The 21,856-nt window shown below is 58.1% G+C and carries 18 protein-coding genes; 9 read left to right on the forward strand and 9 right to left on the reverse strand.

The window, feature by feature from the left end:
• The first annotated feature begins 77 nt into the window (after positions 1 to 77).
• From V6936_RS14120 to V6936_RS14145, 6 genes are all read left to right on the forward strand, one after another.
• A complete protein-coding gene (locus V6936_RS14120) occupies positions 78 to 1,367 on the forward strand; it encodes a Glu/Leu/Phe/Val family dehydrogenase (RefSeq protein ID WP_003804860.1) in 1,290 nt (429 codons plus the stop codon).
• Between the two features lie 158 nt (positions 1,368 to 1,525).
• The gene (locus V6936_RS14125; protein ID WP_003804861.1) at positions 1,526 to 2,305 is read left to right on the forward strand and encodes an ABC transporter ATP-binding protein; all 780 of its coding nucleotides are present in this window, start codon (positions 1,526 to 1,528) and stop codon (positions 2,303 to 2,305) included.
• An 89-nt stretch (positions 2,306 to 2,394) separates the two neighbouring features.
• Entirely contained in the window at positions 2,395 to 3,204 is an 810-nt protein-coding gene (locus V6936_RS14130) for a transporter substrate-binding domain-containing protein (protein WP_336580022.1), read from the forward strand.
• An 18-nt stretch (positions 3,205 to 3,222) separates the two neighbouring features.
• Complete coding sequence (locus V6936_RS14135) at positions 3,223 to 3,936, forward strand: ABC transporter permease (protein WP_219235442.1); 714 nt, start codon at positions 3,223 to 3,225, stop codon at positions 3,934 to 3,936.
• Positions 3,933 to 4,616, forward strand: coding sequence for an ABC transporter permease (locus tag V6936_RS14140; RefSeq protein ID WP_003804870.1), 684 nt, complete (start codon positions 3,933 to 3,935; stop codon positions 4,614 to 4,616). Before V6936_RS14135 ends, V6936_RS14140 begins: the two co-directional genes overlap by 4 nt.
• A gap of 63 nt (positions 4,617 to 4,679) precedes the next feature.
• Positions 4,680 to 5,669, forward strand: coding sequence for an asparaginase (locus V6936_RS14145; protein WP_003804871.1), 990 nt, complete (start codon positions 4,680 to 4,682; stop codon positions 5,667 to 5,669).
• A 104-nt stretch (positions 5,670 to 5,773) separates the two neighbouring features.
• Here V6936_RS14145 and V6936_RS14150 read toward each other — a convergent pair whose 3' ends face one another.
• From V6936_RS14150 to V6936_RS14170, 5 genes are all read right to left on the reverse strand, one after another.
• Positions 5,774 to 6,700 carry a pseudouridine synthase gene (locus V6936_RS14150; RefSeq protein WP_003804873.1) on the reverse strand — a complete coding sequence of 309 codons (927 nt, stop codon included), beginning with the start codon at positions 6,698 to 6,700 and terminating at the stop codon, positions 5,774 to 5,776.
• 108 nt (positions 6,701 to 6,808) lie between these two features.
• Positions 6,809 to 9,454, reverse strand: coding sequence for a TRAP transporter permease (locus V6936_RS14155; protein WP_100214922.1), 2,646 nt, complete (start codon positions 9,452 to 9,454; stop codon positions 6,809 to 6,811).
• A gap of 93 nt (positions 9,455 to 9,547) precedes the next feature.
• Positions 9,548 to 10,546, reverse strand: a complete 999-nt coding sequence (locus V6936_RS14160; protein WP_039944047.1) for a TAXI family TRAP transporter solute-binding subunit — start codon at positions 10,544 to 10,546, stop codon at positions 9,548 to 9,550.
• Between the two features lie 57 nt (positions 10,547 to 10,603).
• Complete coding sequence (locus V6936_RS14165) at positions 10,604 to 11,503, reverse strand: MurR/RpiR family transcriptional regulator (RefSeq protein ID WP_336580023.1); 900 nt, start codon at positions 11,501 to 11,503, stop codon at positions 10,604 to 10,606.
• 145 nt (positions 11,504 to 11,648) lie between these two features.
• Positions 11,649 to 11,927, reverse strand: coding sequence for an acylphosphatase (locus tag V6936_RS14170; protein ID WP_003804883.1), 279 nt, complete (start codon positions 11,925 to 11,927; stop codon positions 11,649 to 11,651).
• 178 nt (positions 11,928 to 12,105) lie between these two features.
• On the opposite strand from V6936_RS14170, the gene V6936_RS14175 reads away from it, so the two are divergent.
• Positions 12,106 to 14,670 carry an EAL domain-containing protein gene (locus V6936_RS14175; RefSeq protein ID WP_336580024.1) on the forward strand — a complete coding sequence of 855 codons (2,565 nt, stop codon included), beginning with the start codon at positions 12,106 to 12,108 and terminating at the stop codon, positions 14,668 to 14,670.
• A gap of 173 nt (positions 14,671 to 14,843) precedes the next feature.
• Here V6936_RS14175 and rmuC read toward each other — a convergent pair whose 3' ends face one another.
• Complete coding sequence (gene rmuC, locus V6936_RS14180; RefSeq protein WP_003804886.1) at positions 14,844 to 16,211, reverse strand: DNA recombination protein RmuC; 1,368 nt, start codon at positions 16,209 to 16,211, stop codon at positions 14,844 to 14,846.
• Between the two features lie 279 nt (positions 16,212 to 16,490).
• Here rmuC and V6936_RS14185 point away from each other — a divergent pair, with 279 nt between their 5' ends.
• Positions 16,491 to 17,501 (forward strand): acyltransferase, encoded by a 1,011-nt coding sequence (locus tag V6936_RS14185; RefSeq protein ID WP_059318368.1) that lies wholly within the window; start codon positions 16,491 to 16,493, stop codon positions 17,499 to 17,501.
• Positions 17,502 to 17,704: 203 nt separating this feature from the next.
• Here the strand turns inward: V6936_RS14185 and V6936_RS14190 are convergent, their stop codons facing one another.
• Together V6936_RS14190 and V6936_RS14195 are read right to left on the reverse strand one after the other, a co-directional pair.
• The gene (locus V6936_RS14190; protein ID WP_240209193.1) at positions 17,705 to 18,952 is read right to left on the reverse strand and encodes a D-amino acid dehydrogenase; all 1,248 of its coding nucleotides are present in this window, start codon (positions 18,950 to 18,952) and stop codon (positions 17,705 to 17,707) included.
• A 103-nt stretch (positions 18,953 to 19,055) separates the two neighbouring features.
• On the reverse strand, positions 19,056 to 19,940 hold the full coding sequence (locus tag V6936_RS14195; protein WP_003804892.1) for a LysR family transcriptional regulator: 885 nt from the start codon (positions 19,938 to 19,940) through the stop codon (positions 19,056 to 19,058).
• Positions 19,941 to 20,100: 160 nt separating this feature from the next.
• Here V6936_RS14195 and V6936_RS14200 point away from each other — a divergent pair, with 160 nt between their 5' ends.
• The gene (locus V6936_RS14200; protein WP_003804894.1) at positions 20,101 to 20,769 is read left to right on the forward strand and encodes a GntR family transcriptional regulator; all 669 of its coding nucleotides are present in this window, start codon (positions 20,101 to 20,103) and stop codon (positions 20,767 to 20,769) included.
• Between the two features lie 92 nt (positions 20,770 to 20,861).
• On the opposite strand, the gene V6936_RS14205 is transcribed toward V6936_RS14200, so the two are convergent.
• Entirely contained in the window at positions 20,862 to 21,818 is a 957-nt protein-coding gene (locus V6936_RS14205; RefSeq protein WP_039944036.1) for a Bug family tripartite tricarboxylate transporter substrate binding protein, read from the reverse strand.
• Positions 21,819 to 21,856 lie beyond the last annotated feature (38 nt).

Here is a 21,856-nt window from a genome sequence, read left to right on the forward strand (position 1 = left end):
CCCGTTGCACGTCTGTATGCCATTGGCGTCTTCACGGTGTACTCGCATCCCGTTTCCCCAACCTTATCGAGGAGCTCATGACAGATCGTCCCACCCATGCTTTGCCGTCATACCTGAACGCCGACGACGTCGGCCCGTGGGGTATTTATCTCGAACAAGTGGAGCGAGTCACACCGTATCTGGGCAAACTGTCCCGATGGGTTGAAACACTCAAGCGTCCCAAGCGCACACTGATTGTCGATGTCCCCATTGAACTGGATAACGGCACCGTGGCTCATTTTGAGGGCTACCGCGTTCAGCACAATACTTCCCGTGGCCCTGGCAAGGGCGGCGTGCGCTATCACCAGGACGTGACCTTGTCCGAAGTGATGGCCCTGGCTGCCTGGATGTCGATCAAATCGGCTGCCGTGAATCTGCCATTTGGCGGTGCCAAGGGCGGTATTCGTATTGACCCGCGCAACTACTCCCAGGCCGAACTGGAGCGCATCACCCGCCGCTACACCAGCGAGATCGGCGTGATCATCGGCCCCAACAAGGACATTCCCGCTCCGGACGTCAACACCAACGCCCAGACCATGGCCTGGATGATGGACACCTATTCCATGAACGTGGGCGGCACCAGCACAGGGGTGGTCACCGGCAAGCCCGTGTCCCTGGGCGGCAGCCTGGGCCGGGTGGAAGCCACCGGGCGCGGCGTATTTACCGTAGGCTGCGAAGCGGCCCGTGATGCCGGCATCGACCTGAACGGCGCACGCGTCATTGTGCAAGGCTTCGGTAATGTGGGCGGCACTGCGGCGCGTCTGTTCCAGGAAGCCGGCGCCAAGGTGCTGGCCGTACAGGACCACACCGGCACCGTGTACAACCCCAACGGCCTGGATGTACTGGCCTTGCTGAACCACATGGAACAGCACAAGGGTCTGGCCGGCGCTCCCAACGCGGAGGCCATCGCCAATGAAGACTTCTGGCACATTGAAACCGATCTGCTGATTCCGGCTGCCCTGGAAGGCCAGATCAACAAGCACAATGCCGACCGCATTCGCGCCCGCATTGTGATCGAGGGTGCCAATGGCCCCACCACCCCCGAAGCCGACGACATTCTGAACAGCAAGGGCGTGACCATTGTGCCGGACGTGGTCGCCAACGCCGGTGGTGTCACCGTGTCCTATTTCGAGTGGGTCCAGGACTTCTCCAGCTTCTTCTGGACCGAGGACGAGATCAACAACCGTCTGGAAATGATGATGCGCTCGGCCTACACCACCGTGGCGGCGGTCGCCAAGGAGCACAACGTCACCTTGCGCACGGCTGCCTTTATCGTGGGTTGCGCCCGCATTCTGGAATCTCGTCAGGTACGCGGCCTGTATCCTTAAGCTTGTAAGGCGGCATACCCGGTTTATGCCGCTTTTTATGAGCAAAATACAGCGCCTGTGCAAAAAAAACAGGGGGAAAGCGGTAGAATCGGGCATCCAGGATATGACACCCGTATGAAACCCTTACCCCCTTTCTCTTTGACCGCAAGGACGTTGCTGTGAATAACAATGACCTGAACGCGGCGGTCCAGGTACGCGACATCCACAAACGCTTTGGCACCAACGAGGTGCTCAAGGGCATTTCCCTGCAAGCCCACAAGGGCGATGTGCTTTCCATCATCGGTGCCTCCGGTTCGGGCAAAAGCACCTTGCTGCGCTGCATCAACCATCTGGTCGTCCCCGATCAGGGCGAGATCCAGATCGGCAATGACATTTTGCGCAGCCACCGCAATCGCAAGGGAATTTGCCAGACGGACAATCCGCGCCTGCTTGAACAAGTCCGCGCACGCCTGGGCATGGTGTTTCAGAACTTCAATCTTTGGTCGCACCGCACGGTGCTGCAAAACGTCACCGAAGGCCCCATCCATGTCAAAGGACGTCCGGCCCGGGAAGCGGCCGACTACGCCCGCGAACTGCTGGGCAAGGTGGGTCTGAGCACTAAGTGTGATGCCTATCCAGCCGAGCTGTCGGGCGGACAGCAGCAGCGTGTGGCCATTGCCCGCGCCCTGGCCATGGACCCGGATGTCTTGCTGTTTGACGAGCCGACCTCGGCGCTGGACCCGGAAATGGTGGGCGAGGTACTGCGTGTGATTCGCCAATTGGCCCAGGAAGGCCGCACCATGATTTTGGTGACCCACGAAATGAACTTTGCGCGCGACGTCTCTTCCGAGACCATTTTCATGCACAACGGCCTGATTGAAGAGCGCGGCCACCCCAAAGACCTGTTCGATAGGCCACAATCCGAGCGTCTACAGCAGTTTTTACAACCAATGCAGTAAGATCATCGCTTCGTGCATACGACACCGGCTGGAAAACCAGCAGGGCTGAGACGGCCCTGACCAGCCTTTCCACAAAGGAGAGCCAGACCATGAGTTTCCTCAGCAAGACCCTGATCTGTGCAAGCCTGGCCCTGTTGGGCTCCCAGGCTGCAATGGCAGACACCCTGAAAATCGGTACCGAAGGTGGTTACCCGCCATGGAGCATGGTGGACGCCGCTGGTAAAGTCACCGGCTTTGACGCCGATATTGGCGCAGCCCTGTGCAAAGAGCTGAACAGCGATTGCAAATTCATCGTGCAAGCCTTTGACAGCCTGATTCCTTCCCTGGATGCCAAACGCTTTGACCTGATCATCTCGGGCATGTCCTATACACCCGAGCGTGCCAAGCGCGTCAATTTCAGTATTCCTTACGCCGTTGAAGACGCGATTTTCGTGTTGCCCAAGAACAGCGAACTGATCGACGCCGACAACGAACAGACCATTTTTGACGGCCTGGCCGGTAAAACCATTGGCGTTCAGGGCGGCACCACGCATGGCGCTTTCCTGGCCAAGAAAGCCCCCAAGACCACTGTCAAGAATTACGAAACCCTGGACCAGATGCAAATTGATCTGGACGCCGGTCGTCTGAACGGCACCTTTGCCGACCTGACCTCTCAGTCCAAATTTCTGCATAAGGTTGGCGAGCAGAACTTTGCCCTGTCCAAGCTGGTCATCAAGGGCTCCTCCGATCCCGAGACGCTGGGTTACGGCATTGCCGTCGGTATCCACAAAGACAATGCAGAACTGAAAGCCAAGGTTGATGCTGCCCTGTGCAAGCTGATTGACGATGGCACCGTCAAGACCGCCAGCGAAAAGTGGTTTGACATCGACATCGCCAACTACGAGATCTGCAAGAAATAAGTCGAGAAGTACCACTTGATGCTAGAGACCATTTTTAATGTGCTGCGCGAAGGCTGGGGCTGGATGTTCCTTCGCGGAGCGGCAATGACCTTGCTGATCTCCGTTTTGGGCATGGCCCTTGGCGTTGTCATTGGAATTACAGGAGCCAGCATCAAGACCAACGGGCCACGCTGGCTGCGTGGCCCCGTCAGCTTGTACACCACGGTTGTGCGCAGCATCCCTGAGCTGCTCATCATCTATCTGCTGTTTTTCGGCTCGGTGCAATTTGTCTCCGATCTGGCCGACTTCATGCGCATGGAAGATGTCGTCACCCGTTGGTTTCCCGCCCTGGTGGGCATTTTGGCGATTGGCCTGATTGCCGGCTCGTACAGCGTGGAAGTCTTTCGCGGCGCCTTGCAGGCCATTCCTGAAGGCCAGATCGAGGCGGCCAAGGCCATCGGCATGTCATCCTGGCAGCGCCTGCGGCGCATTATCCTGCCGCAAATGTTCTGGTATGCCTTGCCCGGCGCCAATAATGTCTGGCAGACCGCACTCAAGGACACCGCCCTGATCTCGCTGGTCGGCCTGGTCGAAATCATGCGCGCCGCCACCCTGGGAGCGGCCAACACACGCGAACCGATGGCCATGTACCTGATTGCGGGTGTGCTTTATTTTCTGATCGGTGCCTGTAGTCAGGCCCTGTTTTTACTGGCCGAACGCTATACCGGCAAAGGCATGAGAGCCCGGCCATGATAGATCTGGAATTATTCAACACGACCATCGAAACCCTGTTCAAAGGGTTTGGCATGAGCGTGTATATCGGTCTGTGGGGCATTGTGCTGTCGCTGTTCATCGGCCTGTCCCTGGCCCTGATGCGCCAGTCCCACAGCCGTCTTCTGAACGGTTTTGCCTTTGGCTACAGCACCGTTTTTCGGGGCACCCCCCTGCTGGTTCAGTTATTTCTGCTGTATTACGGCGTAGGCACGGTGAGTTTTGTGCGCGAGACCCCCGCCCTATGGTGGCTGTTCAGCGATGGCATGCGCTGCGCCATTTTGGCCATTGGCCTGAACAGTGGCGCCTATGTCAGCGAAGTGTTCCGTGGGGGCTTTCAGGCCGTTCCGGTCGGCCAGATCGAGGCCGCCAAATCCATCGGCATGTCCGCCTGGATGCGCTTTCGCCGCGTCGTCTTCCCCTTGGCTATCCGCCAGGCCTTGCCGGCCTACAGCAATGAAATCGTGCTGGCCATCAAAGGCACCAGTCTGGCCTCGACCATTGCCGTCATGGATCTGACCGGCCATGCCAAACGCTTGATGAACCAGAACTACGCCATCATCGAGACCTTCGTGATTGCGGGCCTGCTGTACCTGCTGATTAACTTTACCCTGCTGTCGGTAGTACACCTGATCGAGCGCTGGTTGAAAGTTCGCCGTTGAACCGACGTTCACCCAGACTGTGCGCCCTACCGACCATAACAACTGGACGCGGAGCACTGTCACATGCCAACACGCCCCAAACTGGCCCTGGTGGGCACCGGCGGCACGATTGCCGCCACCACCCAATCCAATCTGGGCCTGACTGACTACGACATCACCCAGGGCGTGGAAACGCTTTTACAAGCCGTACCGGCTCTCAATGAGCTGGCCGACCTGGAATGCCACCAGATTTTCAACGTGGACAGTCGGGCCATGAGTTCGCGGATGCTGTTGGAGCTATCCCACAAACTCAATGCGCTGCTGGCACGCCCCGATATCAACGGCGCCGTCATTACCCATGGCACCGACACCCTGGAAGAAAGTGCTTTTTTCCTGCACCTGACCCTGAAAACCGATAAGCCGGTGGTGATGACAGCGGCCATGCGCCCGGCCTCGGCCCTGAGCGCCGACGGACCGCTGAACCTATACCAGGCAGTGCAAGTGGCCTGCTCGTCGCGGGCTCAGGATCAGGGCGTGCTGGTGCTGCTCAATGACCAGATTCACAGCGCCCGTTTTCTGAGCAAGCAACACACCACCCAGACCGGCGCATTTGGTTCGCCCGATGCCGGCCCACTGGGACTGGTAGCGGGCGGCCAGGCTCGTTTCATGATGCGCAGCCTGCTGCCCCATACCCACAGCAGCCTGTTCGATGTTCGCTCTTTGCACAGCCTGCCCAAAGTGCAGATTTTTTACGATCATCCCGACACGCTGGCCGAACTGTATCGCCACGCGGCCCAAAGCGGCGTGCAGGGCCTGGTAGTGGCCGCAACCGGAAACGGCAGCCTGACTCCTGGCGCGCTGGAAGGGGTCAGCCTGGCTCACCGGCTCGGCGTGGTCTGTGTCCGCGCCTCCCGTATCCCTGCAGGGCCTGTGACAGACAGCGCTTATGATGCCGACCATCACACGATCGCAGCGCATTACCTGCCCGCGCAAAAGGCCCGAATCTTGTTGATGCTGTCCTTGGCCAACAAGCTGGAACACGATGAGATCGAAGCGGTTTTCCGCGATTACTGAGTGCCCGGACCGGCTGGTGTGCCAAGGGGACGTACACCTGTTGCCCGCCTGACGTTCACTCAAGATGCCCGCAGTTCGAGTCGCGGCGTGAACGCTGAGGCCAACTAGGCCAGCTCCAGCTGACGTTGGCTGCTAAAGCGCCGTGGCTGGCCACTCAAAGGGTCGATGAATGCAATGTGCCGCGCCAGCAATTGCAGCGGCTGACTGAAATCATCGGCAGCGCGCTCGGGCAACAACTCCGGATAAAACACATCATTGAGAATGGGGGCACCCAAGCTGCTCAAATGCACCCGCAACTGATGCTTGCGACCGCTATGCGGGCGCAGGCGATAAAGCGCCCGATGATCGCCCTGCCCGGTCTGCCAATGTCGCTCGCACACGATTTCGGTACTGCTGTTGGGCTCTCCCGCCACTTCTTCCATCACAAAACGGCCCGGCACCTCTTTCAGGCGGCTACGGTACACCAGCCCGCTTGCCAGTTTTTCCTGAAATGGTGCCACCGCCTCATATTCCTTCTCAATGCCACCTTGCTGAAACAGGGACTGATATGCCCCACGGGCAGACGGGTCCCGACAAAACAGCAAAATACCCGCTGTTTCCCGGTCCAGCCGGTGAATAGGGCTGATGCCATCCTCTTTGAAATGTTTTCGCAGGCGACTCAAGGCTGTTTCATGCAAATAGCGTCCGCCGGGCGTCGTCGCCAGAAAATGCGGCTTGTCGACCGCAATCAAACACTCATCCGCATACAGGATGGGCATCTCAAAGGGAACGATGGTTTCCTTGTCCACCATGCGGAAGTACCACAGCCAACGCTCAGCCCGGTAGGGTGAATCCAGCGTCTGGGGTACCGCATTCTGATCCAGAATGTCGCCACGCCTGAGTCTATCGAGCAAAACCTCAGGATTCACATGTGGAAAACGCTGCAGCAAAAACTCATCGAGCCGCTGCCACGGACCGGGCGGGCACCACACTTTGCTGGGGCTGACCCCGTCACGCGAAGGCACGGGCGGGACGCTGTTTATCGGTGTCATGACAAGAAAAGCCACACGGAAAACGGCCCGCCAACGCAGCGGGCCAGACAATCAGGGCCATCAGTGTACTACCCGCCACCGCAAGGACGGCCGGTAGTACTGACACGCTCAGTGCCGAACCGGATCGGGGATACGACGCATCCGCACACCTTGACGAGTCCACAGCCAGATCAAGATCAGAAAAGCGGGTATATACACCCAGAATTCCGAAGGGCGATCTGGATGAGGCACCTTCACCTGCTCAATGTCCCAGCCTTGCTCCCACCCGGCTCGACGTGCGGGACTGCCAAAACTCACAGATGCAATTTGGGCCGTGTCGCCAAATGCCATGATCGTCAGGCCCGCTTGCGACAAGCGCTTGCTGGCCGCTGCCAGACCGCTCGCTTGGTCACCTGGCGGCAAGGCCGGCAACGACACCGCTACTGTTTTCTGCAAATCCTTGCCTTCCAGGTTCATCCCGGCCAGTTGAACCACCAGATTTCCGCCATCCGGTATGGTCTGCACAATCTGCATCAACTCCGAAGCAGGACGATCCTGATATTTCTCAGCAACGTGATCCATAAACCAGTCGGGGCGGAACAACATGAAAGTCACCAGCAACAGCAGGCCGGTCTCCAGCCAGCTCGTCTTGATCCGCAACCAGCCCATGGTGGCTGCGGCAAAGGCCAGCGATGCAACCGTGGCGCCCAGCACCACCAGCATTAATTCCCAGGCACTGTGAATGCCGATCAGCAGCAGCATGGGATTGAAGATGAACATGAACGGCAACACGGCGGTGCGCATCGCATAGGTCACGCCCTGCACGCCCGTCTTGATCGGGTCCTCACCTGAAATGGCTGCCGCTGCAAAGGTGGCCAGGCCGACCGGCGGTGTGATGTCCGCCATGATCCCGTAATAGAACACAAACATGTGGACCGCAATCAGCGGAATGACCATCCCGCTTTGCGCCCCCAGTTCCACCACGACGGGGGCCATCAAGGTCGCCATCAAAATGTAGTTGGCGGTCGTTGGCATACCCAGACCCAGAACCAGACATACTGCAGCGGTGAAAAACAGCATGACCAGCACATTGCCCATGGATACCATCTCCACGAAGGCAGTCATGCGCAGGCCCAGGCCAGTCAGTGTGATGGCCCCTACAATCAGGCCCGCCGTCCCGCAGGCAATGCCGATGCCCACCATATTGCGAGCGCCTTCCTGCAGCCCCACCCAGACTTCACTGATGCCCTGGCGCAGAGGCTGGGCGGTCGCCTGTTTGCGAAACCAGGCGATGATGGGCCGTTGTGTCGCCATCTGGAACAACATGGCCATTACTGCCCAGAAAGCCGACAGGCCCGCAGACATCATCTCTACCGTCAGGCACCAGACCAAAATGCCAATCGGGATCAGAAAATACAAACCGGCTCGCACCGTTGGCCAGGGTTCGGGCCGCACCGGCGTGTTCACATTGATATCGGTGGGCAGATCCTCATGATCCGCTGCCACTTTCAGCAAAAACACGTACAAGGCCAGTAGCAGGAACAACAGAATCCAGATTGCAGCGGCACCGGCCACCGCCTGCACGCCGACGCCTATCCAGTACACCAGCCCCATCACAATCAGGGTGCCGGCCGTCCCCATGCCCCAGCCAGCCAGTTTTTGCACAAAGGTCTTGGGCTTGCCCGATGCCATCATCGGTTGAATCCCCAGTTTGAGCGCCTCCAGGTGCACGATGTAGAACAGGGCAATGTACGAAATGACCGCAGGCAGCAAGGCATGCCGAATGATGTCGGTATAGGGAATGCCGACATACTCAATCATCAGAAACGCAGCTGCGCCCATGACTGGGGGCATGATCTGCCCATTGACCGAGGAGGCGGTTTCAATCGCGCCGGCACGGATGCCACCGTAACCGGCTTTTTTCATCAGGGGGATGGTGAAAATGCCCCCCGTCACCACGTTGGCAACCGAGGAGGCCGACACAATGCCATTGACCGCCGAGGACACCACCGCCACTTTGGCAGGCCCGCCGCGCAAGTGCCCCAACAAGGCAAAGGAGACCTGCATCATGTAATTGCCCGCCCCGCAACGATCCAGCAACGAGCCCAGCAATACAAAAATGAAAATATAAGAAACAGAAACGCCCAGGGCCACCCCGTAGACCCCTTCGGTGGTCAACCACATGTGTGAGACCAGACGCTGCAAGGAAGCGCCACGGTGGGACAAGGCATCGGGCAACCAGGGGCCCAAAAAGATATAGGCAATGAAAATAAGCGCCAATACCGCCATGGGCGCGCCCAAGGAGCGCCGCGTGGCCTCCAGCAGCAAGACCAGACCCACACTGGCCACCACCACGTCCATCGTGGTCGGGATGCCGGGACGCATGGCCAGCTCTTTATAGAAAAAGAACAGATACGAGCCGCAAAATGCGGCGATCAGCGCCAATATCCAGTCTTGAACAGGGATGCGATCCCGAGCCGAACTCTTGCAGGCAGGATACGCCAGATAGGCCAGAAACATGGCGATGCCCAAGTGCAGGGCACGCGCCTCAGTATCATTGAAAATCCCCAGATTCAGGGCAAAAGGCAACGGAGAGGCGTACCAGAGCTGGAACAGAGACCAGCCGATTGCAGCCAGGAACAACACCATGCCCGCCGCACCCGTGACCGAACGCCCGCCCCGGTCTACATCGGCAACCAGTTTTTCCAGTTGTGCTGTTTCATCCTGTGTCAGAGCGACGTCCTGCGCCGTTTTTTTAGGTTCTTGTTGTGTCATTTGCATGTGTCTCCAGGAAAAGCAAGACCACTGCTGGTGCAGCGGCACTTGCGGCCAGGCGGCCTGTGCCGGCCTGGCCACGATCAGACTGTCTTACAGCAGCCCTTTTTCCTTGAAGTACTTTTCAGCCCCTTTGTGCAAGGGAGCGGACAGGCCATTTTTAACCATGTCCTCTTTTTTCAGGTTTGCCAATGCAGGGTGCAAGCGCTTGAAGTCGTCAAAATTGTCGAACACGGCTTTGACAACGTTATAGACCGACTCTTCGGGCACATCTTCCGAGGTCACAAAAGTGGCCAAAACGCCGTAGGTTTGCACATCGTCCGGGTTATTTGGGTACAGCCCGCCTGGAATCACGGCTTTGGCGTAGTAGGGATAGGTCTCGACCAACTTGTCTACCGCCGCTCCGGTCAGTGGGACCAGCTTGGCGCCGCAAGAGGTGGTGGGGTCCTGAATATTGGCCGAGGGGTGGCCTACGCCATAAATGAAGCCATCGATCTTGCCGTCACACAGGGCCGGGCCATGCTCATCAGGACGCAGTTCCGAGGCCAGCGAGAAAAAGCTGTTGTCCAGACCCATTGCCTGCAACAACTGATCCATCGATGCCCGTGTGCCCGAGCCCGGATTGCCCACGTTAAAACGTTTTCCCTTGAAATCATCAAAGGTATTGATGTTGGCCTCTTTGCGCGAAAGCACGGTAAAGGGTTCCGGGTGAATAGAAAACACCGAACGCAGCTTCTTGTAAGCCCCTCCGTCCTTGAACTGCCCTTCACCGTTATAGGCGTTGTAACCTACATCGGACTGCACCACGCCCAGGTCCAGCTCACCGGCCTTGATGGTATTGACGTTGAAAACCGAGCCTCCGGTGGACTCTACCGAGCAGCGCACGCCATCGGTACCCCGATCTTTATTGACCAGACGGCAAATCGCACCGCCCGCGGCGTAATACACGCCAGTCACGCCTCCCGTGCCGATACTGACAAATTTCTGCTGGGCACTGGCCGGCAGCGGGCTCAGTAGCATGGCGCAAACCGCCGCCGTTGCGCTGAGCGCCCACACCTTCTTTTTGCCGGTTTGTTTGCTAATGTGTTCCATCTTCTTGTCTCCCATGGGGAAATCCCCTGTTTGTATAGCCGGTACGGCCGGTTTTCTTCACTTTGCAGGAGCCGGGCCTGCCTCTTCATCATCGTGCTGCCAATAAATTCCCTGACTACGAAAGGATGTCTCCAGTTGCGCCAAGCGCTGTACAACCGGCTTGCCTCCCAGCGCGGCGATCCGCGCCAGCAGATGCTCGGCCACGGTGACGGCTCCCACCAGGGAATGGAAAAAACTTGCTGCGCACTGACCACCGGTCTGTGCCTCAAACAACAAAACATGCCGGGCACCTTGTGCAATCGGTGACAACACACTATCGGTAATCGCCACGACGGGAATCCCGCGTTGCACCGCTTGCTGCACGCTGTTGACCACGGCTTTAACGTACGGCGCCTGACTGATGACCAGCAACACACTGCCGCTATCCAGACCCGTTTCCAGCTCCAGCAGCAAATCGGCCGCCCGGTTCAGCAAGACACCGTCGCCCCGAATCAGCTGATAGGCGTAATGCATCTGAAAAGCGCAGGCAAAGCTGGCTCCCAGCCCCAAGAATCCGACCTTGGACGCGCCCAGTATGGCCCGGGCGCACGCATCGAGCGCATTAAGCGGGTTGAGCCGCAACACGGACGCCAACGCCTGCTCCTGTTGCGCACCCAAGTCCCTGGCCTGTTGCTCCGAGGCGCGGCTGCCTTGCAAGTTCTGGGCGCGTGCGGCCATCGTGCCGCTGGTGCGATGCAAAGCCTGTTGGAAGGGCTCGCGAAAGCCATCATAGCTTTCATAGCCCGCCGCTTTGGCCAGACGGAGCATGGTGGCCGGAGCCAGCGACAAGGCCTGCGCCTGCTTGCGCATGGACCACAGGCTGACCTCTACCGGATGGCGTTCTACCCATTGGGCCGCCCGACGCAACTCGGGAGTCAGCTCAGGCAAGAGACGCTGCAGGCGTAACAAGGGCTCCATGTATCGTTCTACTCACACATCCACACAATAAAACGCATGTTAATCTGGAGACGAACAAAAAAAACAAATGTTTTATTAGGGTTTGCCCGCAATTCGCTATCATTATTTCTTTTTCAGGGCGTTGTGCTGCCAATGATGGGTGGCATTAGCGAATTTCGAAAAAGTCGTAACGCTTGTCGGTGTAAGAACGCTGTATATCCACCTGCTCAACCTGCGCCTGCTCGGGACCAATATAAAGCCAGCTGACCATACGATCGATGGCATCGGCCGTGCCTTGCAACAACAGCTCCACCGAGCCGTCCCCTGCATTGCTGACCCAGCCTTTGACGCCATACAGATGCGCGTGACGCAAGGCGCTGGCACGAAACCCAAGCCCCTGGACCCGCCCTTTAACACTCACCTCTACGGTTTCACAATCCGCCATTCGTCTGCTCCCTGCTATTTGTTACCGAAATGTGGCACGCATCCGCCCCCGTTCTCGATATTCAGTTAAATTAGTCACATCATTGTTGCATGACCGCACCCGATTCCCTGCTTTGTGCAGCCACTTCATCATGAAATTGCCCCGCCTTATTTATCTATCGCTGCGCAGGGCAATCTACATGCCAAGCCTACTGGCTATCCTGGGCCTGTTGACCCCCTTTGCCCAGGCGGCACCGCATGCCCAACAGCATATTGTGCGTGTGGGCGTCTATGAAAATCCCCCCAAGCTTTTGCTGGATAGCCAGGCCCGTCCCGGCGGCATTATGGGCGAGCTGCTGATGGAGATTGCCAAGCGCGAGGGCTGGACCCTGGAGGCGGTACAGTGCGACTGGCAACAGTGCCTGAACGCCTTGCAAAACGACCTGCTCGATCTCGTGCCAGGACTGGCCTATTCGCCCGAACGGGCAGCGCTGTACAGCTACCACAACCGAGCGGTGCTGGAGGACTGGTCTCAGATCTTCACAGGCAAAACCACACATATCGGCGCGCTGAACGACCTGAATGGCAAACGCATTGCGGTCATGAGCGGCACCCTGCAACTGACCCAGCTCTACAATATTTTGCAAAAACTGGAACTGGGCTCCAGGCTGGTCATCACCGACTCCCAGTACAGTGCCCTGAAACTGGTACAGACCAAACAGGCCGACGCCGCAGTAGTCGGCCATTTATTTGGGGTACGCCATGCCGGTGAACATGGCCTGAAAACCGCCCCTATCCGGCTGGAACCGACCAACACTTATTTTGTCACTGCCAAAGACCGCAACCTGGATCTGCTGGCGGCCATTGATACCCACATCAAGAACTGGCAAGACAATAACGACCCGTTCTATACCGAAACGCTGAACCAGTGGGGTCTGCGCCTGATCGAAAAGCCGACCAAGCCCTGGATTATTCCTGCATTGCTGACGCTGGGCGTCTTGTTGACGATCGCTCTGCTTACCGTGACCCTGATGCGCATTGTCCTGCGTCGCCAGCGCAAAAAACTGCTGCGCACCGAACATCATTTGCATACGGTGCTCGATGCCATTGACGCCTACGTGTACATCAAGGACGATCAGTTCCGCTATCAATACGCCAACCGCAAGCTGTGCGAGGACCTGAACTACACCACCGACAGCATTGTGGGTAAAACCGATCAGGATCTGTACGCCAACAAACAGACCATCAACGAATTCCGGCACAACGACGAACAGGTGCTGTACAGCGGTGAACGATTGGCCGTGGAAGAGGTGGTGCGGGACCGTAAAGGCGATATACGCGCCACATTTTTCTCCATCAAGATGCCCGTCCAAGACCCGGAAACGCGGCAAACCAGCCTGTACTGCATCTCCACCAACATCTCGGCCCTTAAAGCCACGCAATCAGAAAACTATCGGCTGGCTTTTTACGACCCACTCACCGAACTGCCCAACCGCCGCCTGCTGCTGCAACGCCTGGAACGCCACCTGCAAACCATCGAGCCTTACAAACGGCCCGGTGCGTTGTACTTTCTGGATCTGGACCGCTTCAAACATATCAACGACGCACGCGGACACGCCATTGGCGATGCCTTGCTGCGCAAAGTAGCACGCCGCCTGTCCTTGATTATTGACCCCCAGGACATCGTGGCCCGACTGGGCGGGGACGAGTTTGTCATCCTGAAGATTCTGCACCCAGGCACCGTGCGCGACTGCTACAAAGAAGCACTGGAATTTGCTGAACTGGTGCGCACCCGTCTTGAGGAGCCTTACAACATTGAAGGCCATTCGTATCTGAGCAGCAGCAGTATCGGTCTGGCCCTGATTACCGACAGCACCCTGACTTCGGAAGACCTGATGCGTCAGGCCGACACGGCCATGTATCGCTCCAAAGAAAATGGCCGCAACCAGATCACGCTGTACGAGCCTGGCATGCAAGAGGCCGTCGAAGAACATTTGAATCTGCAACACGATCTGCGCTTTGCCATAGGGTCGGATCAACTGCGCCTGTTTGTGCAGTCCCAGTACGACAAGCACAACCGTATTTGTGGTGCTGAAGTACTGCTGCGCTGGCTGCATCCCACCCGCGGCATGCTCACCCCCAATCTGTTCATTCCGCTGGCGGAAAGCACGGACCTGATCACCCCCCTGGGCGACTGGATCATGGCCTCGGTCTGTGATCTGCTGCTGCAAACCCAGCAGTGCCACTTTCCGATTTCCATTAACGTCAGCCCGATCCAGTTCCGCCGGCCCGATTTTGCCCGCCGCACACGCCAGATTCTGGAAAGCAGCGGCGCCCCCGCCCATCGCCTGATTTTTGAGATTACCGAAGGCGTGCTGATGGAGGACTTCAGCTCTGCCAACAGCATGATGCGGGAACTCAAGGATCTGGGCATCCGCTTTTCCATGGATGACTTTGGTACCGGCTATTCCAACCTGGCCGCCATACGCCGCCTGCCACTGTATGAGTTGAAAATGGACCGCAGCCTGATTCTGGGGGTGCCTGGGGAGCAAGAAGCCAACGCCATTGTGCGCACGGTACTGGCCATGGCACGACAACTGGGCCTGCACGTGGTGGCAGAAGGGGTGGAAAACGAGCAGCAGAAAGAATTCCTGCTGCGTCGCGGCTGCCATGGATTGCAGGGCTATTTGTTCAGCGCCCCGCAACTGGTGGAGCAGTGGCTGGAGCTTATTGAGCAGGATGGGGGTCCTGCCGCCGCCCCCTGAAAACGCGGGCTGCATGCACCGGTTTCACCTTATTCCCGTCGCCACGCCAGCCCCGTCACACTCAGCCCTGACGGCCATCTTCCCGCTGATATTGGCACGACTCCAGGCATGTCAGATAAGGACGGCCTGGCCTCATCGCGCAGCCAAGCAGGGGCTTGTGCTGTCACGCACGATCACGCATCCGACCCTTTTTCCTGCACCGGCTCAGTCTCTTGCGGCAACACCCATTCCAGCCGCTCATGCTCAATATCCGTATGCAAGGGCTCAATCCCCGGCTGCGTACGTTTGGCCCTGGCCGATAGCTCGGCAAAGCGGCTGACTTTGCCGTACAAACCTTGCTGGCCAGCCAGTGCCGTAACGGTGCTGTTGTAGTGTTTGCCCGCCTGCCCCAAGGTTTCGCCCAGCTTTTTCAGACGTTCGGCCAGGAGAGACACCTGGTTATAGATATCCCCTGCACGTTGGCTCAGTTCGTGGGCCTGCTCATTGCTGCGCACCATCATCCAGATATTGGCTACGGTGCGCAAAATGGGCAGCAAGGTCGTGTGTGAAACCATCAGGACGTTCTTGCCCAGACCGTAATCGAACAGGCCATGATGCTGCTGCAACGCCTGCATATAGGCCGCTTCAATCGGCACATACATGAATACAAAACCAGGGCTGTTCAAACCGGGCAAGGCGCTGTAATCCTTGGTGGCCAGATCATCAATATGGTTGCGCAGTGCCTGCACATGCGCCTGCAGGCTTTGCTGACGCTCCTCATCGGTCTGAGCACGAATGGCGCGGTCGTAGTCCACCAGGGACACCTTACAGTCCAGCACCAGATGCTTGTCCTGGGGAAGATGGACCACAAAGTCGGGATACCGCAGGCGGCCTTGCTCATCGCGTGCCTGCCACTGCGTATCAAAGTGCACACCACGCACCAGCCCCGCCACTTCCAGCGTTTTCTCCAGCTGGGTTTCACCCCAATTCCCCGTGGTTTTCTTATCACCTTTCAGGGCCATCGCCAGCGAGTGCGCTTCGGCACTCATGCGCAGCCCCATTTCCTGCATGCGTTGCAGCTCCAGACTCAAGGCGGTCTGGCCTTTCACGGACTCGTCATGCACCTGGTTCACCCGCAGTTGAAAACCAGCCAATTGCTCGCGAAAGGGTCGCAGCATTTCATCCAGGGTGCGCTGGCTGTCCTGGCGCAACGTTTGTCCTTTGGCCTCCAGAATCTGTTGAGCCAGCGACTCGAACTGCAGCCGCATTTGTTCACGGCTATGTTCCAGGTCCTCCTGGATAGCCTGGTTACGCCGTTCCTGGGCCTGAATCTGAGCATCGCGGCGTATCAGCTCTTTATCCAGTTCCACGGCCCGGTTCTGGGCGTGCTGAGAGTGCTCGTGAGCATGGGCCAGATCCTGCTCCAGACGCGCGCATCGATCCTCCAGTGCCCGCTCGACCGGGGCGCTCATGCGCGACCGCAGCCATGCACCCAGCACCAGTCCCAGCGCCAAGGCGACCACCGCGATCAGCACATCCATTCCCGTCAAATCCAGCTGCATCCACCCTACTCCTGCCCAGCACCGCCAGATCAGGAATGTCCTGACCGGTCTGTCCGGCTAAGCCTGCTATTTAACCGTATAACGCTGGTAATTTATACACCCTTTTCTCAATCCCGACCTAAAGACAGCACGCTGACGGTGTCCGCGCCCGCCAAGCCGTGAGCTCGCCCTCTTCCCGTCACATCCAGACAAAACTGGACGCCAAATCCCGTATTTGGGGGACAAATCAGAAACGTCTGCCCCTTAGGATAAGCAGGTGTCTGTTTTTTATGCCCTCTCATGAACTGGATCAGCAATGCGCGGATCGTGGCGATTTTCTCGGTGGTATGCCTGCATATCGCTGCCTACGCCGTCCTCAATGCCGAGGTAGGCACGGCCAACTGGTGGAGCGGCAATCTGTATGATGCGGCCACCCGCTGGTGCGTACCGGTCTTTGTGATGGTCAGCGGTGCGCTCCTGCTCGAACCCCGGCCTCAAGAAGGCATGAAACTGTTCTATCGCAAACGGGCATCACGGGTCTTGCTGCCCTTGCTGTTCTGGACGGCCTTTTACCTGGGCTGGACCGCCTTCAAGCAACATTGGTGGACGCCGCAGGCAGATCCCTACCCCTATCTGGAGCGTCTATTGCAGGGGCGTCCCTATTTTCACCTCTGGTTTTTGTACATGATCGTGTTCCTGTACCTGTTCACGCCATTTTTGCGTCGCATGGTCCAGAACACCAATCTGAAGCAATTGACGGTGCTGACTGGAGCCGCTTTCGTACTGTCTGCGCTGAGCACCCTGAGCAAGCCAGAGCTGAACACTCACTCGGCTCCTTTCTTCACCTGGTTTCTGTCTTATCTGCCCTATTTCCTGCTGGGCTATCTGCTGCGCAAAGTACCTGTACGCGTGCCCCGCTGGCTGACCCTCTCGGTATTACTGGGCAGTATTGCGGCCACAGCCTGGGGCTTTTACGCGTTGGCCATCACCCACGATCGTCAAACCGCGGCGTACTTTTACGACTACCTGAGCATTACCGTCATCCCCATGTCTATCGCGTTGATCGTGCTGCTGCGTGACTGGAATCAGCCCTTGATCAACTCGCGCATCAGTGCCCATCTGGCGGAGCTGACCTTGGGGGTGTATTTGATCCACCCCTGGCTGATCGACCTGATGTACCGCTACCTGTTCACCGCGCTGGATTTCAATGCGCTGTGGTCAATTCCTGCGTTGGCAGTGGCCATCTATGGTCTGTCCCTGCTGCTGACGGCCGGCTTCAAAGCGACGCCGGTTTTGCGGGCAACCGTCTAAACATCACTACGTAAAACACAAAAAAAATGGGCTAGCTTCCAAAGAGAAACTTGCCCATCTCCATCTAGGGGTGCACCATCGGCGCGACTGATTATTCGCGGCTCATTACCCAGCACCAAGCCTTCACACCACGCCCCGCCACCGTCAACCCATGACCGGCCATGGACCATTGATGGCCTCGTACCCATCATCCCCTTCAAGGCTTAAGGACGAAATGGCGCGTCATCAATAGGAGATGCCTCGCCCGTCAGGTGAGCCGCCAGAATCGCTGCGCTGCCGCAAGCCAAGGTGAAGCCCAATGCGCCGTGGCCTGCATTCACCCACAAGCGACCTGCCAGCTTGCTGGCTCCCACCACCGGTTTGCCCGATGGCGTCGCAGGCCGCAAACCAGCCCAGGTCTGGGCCTGTTCCAGTGGCAGACCGGGAAACAGGCCATTGACCTGCTGCTTCAAGGTCGCCATGCGGGCAGCAGGAATATCCAAACCTTCAAACCCAATATCCACCATCGCGGCCATGCGCAGTACCTTGCCCAGACGGGCGTACACAATACGCTGTTCGTAATCGGTGACGCTGATCGCCGGCACCGCCTGATTCAAACCCTCCAGCGGCAGGCTCAAGCTATAACCCTTCAAGGGATAAATCAACGGGCGGCCACCCAATTGCCGCAGCAAAGACACCGTACCCATCCCGCTGGCAAGAACAAACTGATCTGCTTGAAACTCGCCTTGCGGGGTGTGCACAGCGCGAATGTCGCGTCCTTCCATCACAAAACGCTGCACCGGCGTGTTCAGCCTCAATTCGTAGTCACCGTCGTTTTGCAGGCGCTCATGCAAGGCAAGGGCAAACAAACAAGCGTCGCCCGCTTCTTCACTCGGTGTGTAAATCGCACCTTGCAAGCGTGAACCCAAAGCCTGTAGTGAGGGTTCCAATTCCAGTACCTGGGCGGCCTCCAGCACTTGCTGCGACGAACCCAGCTCAGCCTGCAGTTGCGCTTGCTCACGCGCATGCTCAAACGGGCCCGGGCTACGGAACACAATCAGTTTGCCATTGCGTTGATGAGCAAACTCCAGATTGAAACGTGCTTGCCAGTCGTGCAGAACGTCGCGGCTCAAGTAGGACAGACTCAGCATCTGCGCAGTAGTCCGACGCACCACATCACTGCGGCAGGCTTTCAGAAAATGAAGCAGCCAGCGCCATTGCTGCAGGCTCAGGGCCGGCTTAAAACGCAGGGGCGAGTCTTTGTTCAACAACCAGCGGGGCAAATCCTTGAACACGCCGGGATCCGCCAAGGGGGCGACGTAGCTGTAACTTAGCTGCCCACCGTTGGCAAAACTGGTCTGTCCGGCCACCTGCGGGCCGGCCTCCAGAACCGTGACCTTGATCCCTTTCTGGCGCAACATGAACGCAGTGCTCATTCCGATTACACCGGCGCCGATAATACATACATGCATGGCTATACCCCCAATAACTGCTCTATTGTCTGGGGGGCGGCGTCGGGACGCCAATGAATAGTTGCTGTAGTCCATAACCCTGGGTTATGGAAAAACCAACGACTCAACCAGGAAAACGGCATTCCAGCAGCGCCTGCCGGATGTGATCGAGCACGCGTTCGCGCGAACCCGAGCCCGCATCATCAGGGGCCGTCAAAATACTCACGGGGATAGGCAAAGGCTCGGGCAAACGATGGATGGCAAGGCCTCGGCCTTGCATGGCGCGCGCGGTGACCAGATCGACCAGGGCCTCGCCCACCTGCTGCACCACCAGACTGCAAGCAACGTAATGGGTCTGCACACGCATAAAGGGCGTGACATCGGGAGCATGGTTTTGCAACAGGCTTTCCACCATCGCACCGACCGGGTCATCCGCGTCCAAAGCAATGAAGGCGCGCCCGGCCATCTCCTTCCAGTGACGCAACGGAGCAACGCCCGGCAAGGTAACGTGTACCAGTTCCGTATGGGCCAACACCTGCCGCTGCACACCGGAGGCTTCGCCCTGATCAAAGCTCATCACCATGTCCAGGTCGCGCGTTTCCAAGGCTTGCAGCAACTCGCCACTATGGTGGGTACGCAGCTCGAAACTCATGGCCGGGTGCGCCTGACGGCAGCGACTCAAGGCGACCGGCAGCAGCTCCAGGCCAAACGCCGGACTGCTGCCTATACGCCACAGCCCTTCATGGTGAGAGCGCAGATTGCGCGCCAGTCGGCTGACGTCATCCAGATTCTGATGCAAGCGCGCCACGTAAGGCGCCAGGATGCTGGCCTCGCGTGTGGGGATCAAGCGGCCCCGCACGCGGTCAAACAGCCGAAATCCCAGCTGCATTTCCGCCGTTGCCAGCATCTTGCTGGCCGCAGGCTGGGAGATATGCAGCAACTGCGCGGCCTGTGTCAATGAACCGCCACGGCAGATTGCGTCAAAAATTTCTACATGCCGCCACCGCATCGACGGGCCCTCCTGGTGCGTGCTGGTGTGAATACCCGGTATTATCCTGCAACTTGGACAGCAAAACCGTACGGGCAGGAAAGCCATCAGCCCCCGGCGCTTACTTGGTATCCTATAGCCTTTTGAGTCTTTTGCCGTGCGCCAGACGCCGGGCGAGCATATGGCTGCCAATCCCTACAAGAAACGCGAACCCAATATCCGTGAACAAGTCTATGGCATGTTGCGTCAGGACATTGCCCTGGGCAAGATCGGCTTTGACGTGCGGCTGGTCGATAACGAAATTGCGGCCAGCCTGAATGTCTCGCGCATGCCGGTGCGTGAAGCCTTGCTGCAACTGAAAAACGAAGGGGTGCTGGAAGGAACATCACGCGGCTTTGTACTGCGGGTCTACACCGCCCAGGATATCGAGGACATTTTCTCAGTACGTCTTTTACTTGAGCCACCAGCAGCCAAGCTGGCCTGCATCCATCAAAGCAAAGTGGGCATGCTGGCAATGGAGCAGGCCTTGAGTCGAATTGAAGCCACTCACCAGCAAGGTGACCCGATCGACAATATTCAGGCCAACTGGGCCTTTCGCAGTGCCTGGATCAGCATGGTGCCCAACAAGCAATTGGTCGACACCATGGCACGCCTGCACGATCAGGCCGACCAAGCCCGGATTGCCTGCCTCCAGGACCCCCAGTTCCGATTGGAGACCATGCAGCGGGCCAAGGCCATCTGCCAGGCATTCCGTGAATGCCAGCAGGAGCAGGCAGCCCAGTTGATTAGGGAAAACCTGGTCATTTGCTGCTCGGCCTACTGCCTCAAGCAAGCGGAGCTGCTGGCCTGAGGGCGGCCCTACAGGACACGCCCCCTGCGGTCACCGGCCGCAGGCCACAAAAAAAGGGCGCCGCAGCGCCCTTTTGCAATCAAGCCGTCCTGTTAGTCCAGCGTGATATCCAAGGCCTTAATGGTCGGCCCCATGGTTTGAGCATCACGCTCGATCAGATCCGCAAACTCCTGAGGTGTGGAAGGTTCGATCTGAATACCGAAGTCCACGAACTTCTTGACCACTGACTCTTCTTTCAGCACCGCCGTCAATTGTTCGGTCAGACGGGCCACGTCTTCCTCAGGCGTACCGGCTTTGGCCGAAATGCCCCACCAGATGGTGAACGCCACATTGGGGATACCGGCTTCTGCAATCGTCGGCACGTCTGGACGCAAAGGGCTGCGCTCGGTCGTGGCGGCCGCAATCGAACGCAAACGGCCATCTTCCAGGAAACCGCGGCTGCCCGTCAGCACATCAAAAATAAAGTCGATCTGGCCGCTCACCGCGTCAATCAAAGCGGGACCAGCGCCTTTGTAAGGCACGTGTACCAGTCGGGCGCCGGTTTCTTTACGCAGCATCTCGCCCAGCAGGTGAGTCCCCGTCCCCATCCCCGGCGAACCGTACGTCAGCTCCTGTTTCTGGCCCGCGGCCACCAGATCCTGAACCGTCTTGAAGGGGCTGTCTTTATTGACCAGCAGGAACACCGGCGCCTTGGCGGCCAGCGTCATGGGGATCAGGTCGGTTGCCACGTCGTAATTCAGACGCTGATACAAGTGGCGATTCAAGGAATAGGCACCGCTATCAGCCAGAAACAGGACCGTACCCAAGGAGCTGGGATTGGCGTTCTTCACGACGTTCATGGCCACCTGGGCACCCGCGCCGGGGCGGTTTTCCACGATGACTTTTTGATCAAAGCGCGTGCCCATTTCCTGGGAGATCACGCGCGCGAGCTGGTCCGCCGCACCGCCCGGTGGGTAAGGCACAACCAGCGTCACATTCTTGTTTTGAGCATGGGCCTGTGCACCCAACATCAGTGCACAACACGTTGCCAACTTAAGCCATACCTTCATTGTTCTATCCCCGTTGCCCCTGTGGGCTTATTCAAAAT

The sequence above is a fragment of the Alcaligenes sp. CHO6 genome (genome assembly GCF_037120595.1).
Lineage (GTDB): Bacteria > Pseudomonadota > Gammaproteobacteria > Burkholderiales > Burkholderiaceae_B > Alcaligenes > Alcaligenes ammonioxydans.

Bases quoted from the DNA above. Each gene is read 5' to 3' on its own strand.
- V6936_RS14120 (WP_003804860.1), top strand. From the start codon at position 78: ATGACAGATCGTCCCACCCATGCTTTGCCGTCATACCTGAACGCCGAC.
- V6936_RS14130 (WP_336580022.1), top strand. From the start codon at position 2,395: ATGAGTTTCCTCAGCAAGACCCTGATCTGTGCAAGCCTGGCCCTGTTG.
- V6936_RS14135 (WP_219235442.1), top strand. From the start codon at position 3,223: ATGCTAGAGACCATTTTTAATGTGCTGCGCGAAGGCTGGGGCTGGATG.
- V6936_RS14140 (WP_003804870.1), top strand. From the start codon at position 3,933: ATGATAGATCTGGAATTATTCAACACGACCATCGAAACCCTGTTCAAA.
- V6936_RS14145 (WP_003804871.1), top strand. From the start codon at position 4,680: ATGCCAACACGCCCCAAACTGGCCCTGGTGGGCACCGGCGGCACGATT.
- V6936_RS14150 (WP_003804873.1), bottom strand. From the start codon at position 6,700: ATGACACCGATAAACAGCGTCCCGCCCGTGCCTTCGCGTGACGGGGTC.
- V6936_RS14155 (WP_100214922.1), bottom strand. From the start codon at position 9,454: ATGACACAACAAGAACCTAAAAAAACGGCGCAGGACGTCGCTCTGACA.
- V6936_RS14160 (WP_039944047.1), bottom strand. From the start codon at position 10,546: ATGGAACACATTAGCAAACAAACCGGCAAAAAGAAGGTGTGGGCGCTC.
- V6936_RS14165 (WP_336580023.1), bottom strand. From the start codon at position 11,503: ATGGAGCCCTTGTTACGCCTGCAGCGTCTCTTGCCTGAGCTGACTCCC.
- V6936_RS14170 (WP_003804883.1), bottom strand. From the start codon at position 11,927: ATGGCGGATTGTGAAACCGTAGAGGTGAGTGTTAAAGGGCGGGTCCAG.
- V6936_RS14175 (WP_336580024.1), top strand. From the start codon at position 12,106: ATGCCAAGCCTACTGGCTATCCTGGGCCTGTTGACCCCCTTTGCCCAG.
- rmuC (WP_003804886.1), bottom strand. From the start codon at position 16,211: ATGCAGCTGGATTTGACGGGAATGGATGTGCTGATCGCGGTGGTCGCC.
- V6936_RS14185 (WP_059318368.1), top strand. From the start codon at position 16,491: ATGAACTGGATCAGCAATGCGCGGATCGTGGCGATTTTCTCGGTGGTA.
- V6936_RS14190 (WP_240209193.1), bottom strand. From the start codon at position 18,952: ATGCATGTATGTATTATCGGCGCCGGTGTAATCGGAATGAGCACTGCG.
- V6936_RS14195 (WP_003804892.1), bottom strand. From the start codon at position 19,940: ATGCGGTGGCGGCATGTAGAAATTTTTGACGCAATCTGCCGTGGCGGT.
- V6936_RS14200 (WP_003804894.1), top strand. From the start codon at position 20,101: ATGGCTGCCAATCCCTACAAGAAACGCGAACCCAATATCCGTGAACAA.
- V6936_RS14205 (WP_039944036.1), bottom strand. From the start codon at position 21,818: ATGAAGGTATGGCTTAAGTTGGCAACGTGTTGTGCACTGATGTTGGGT.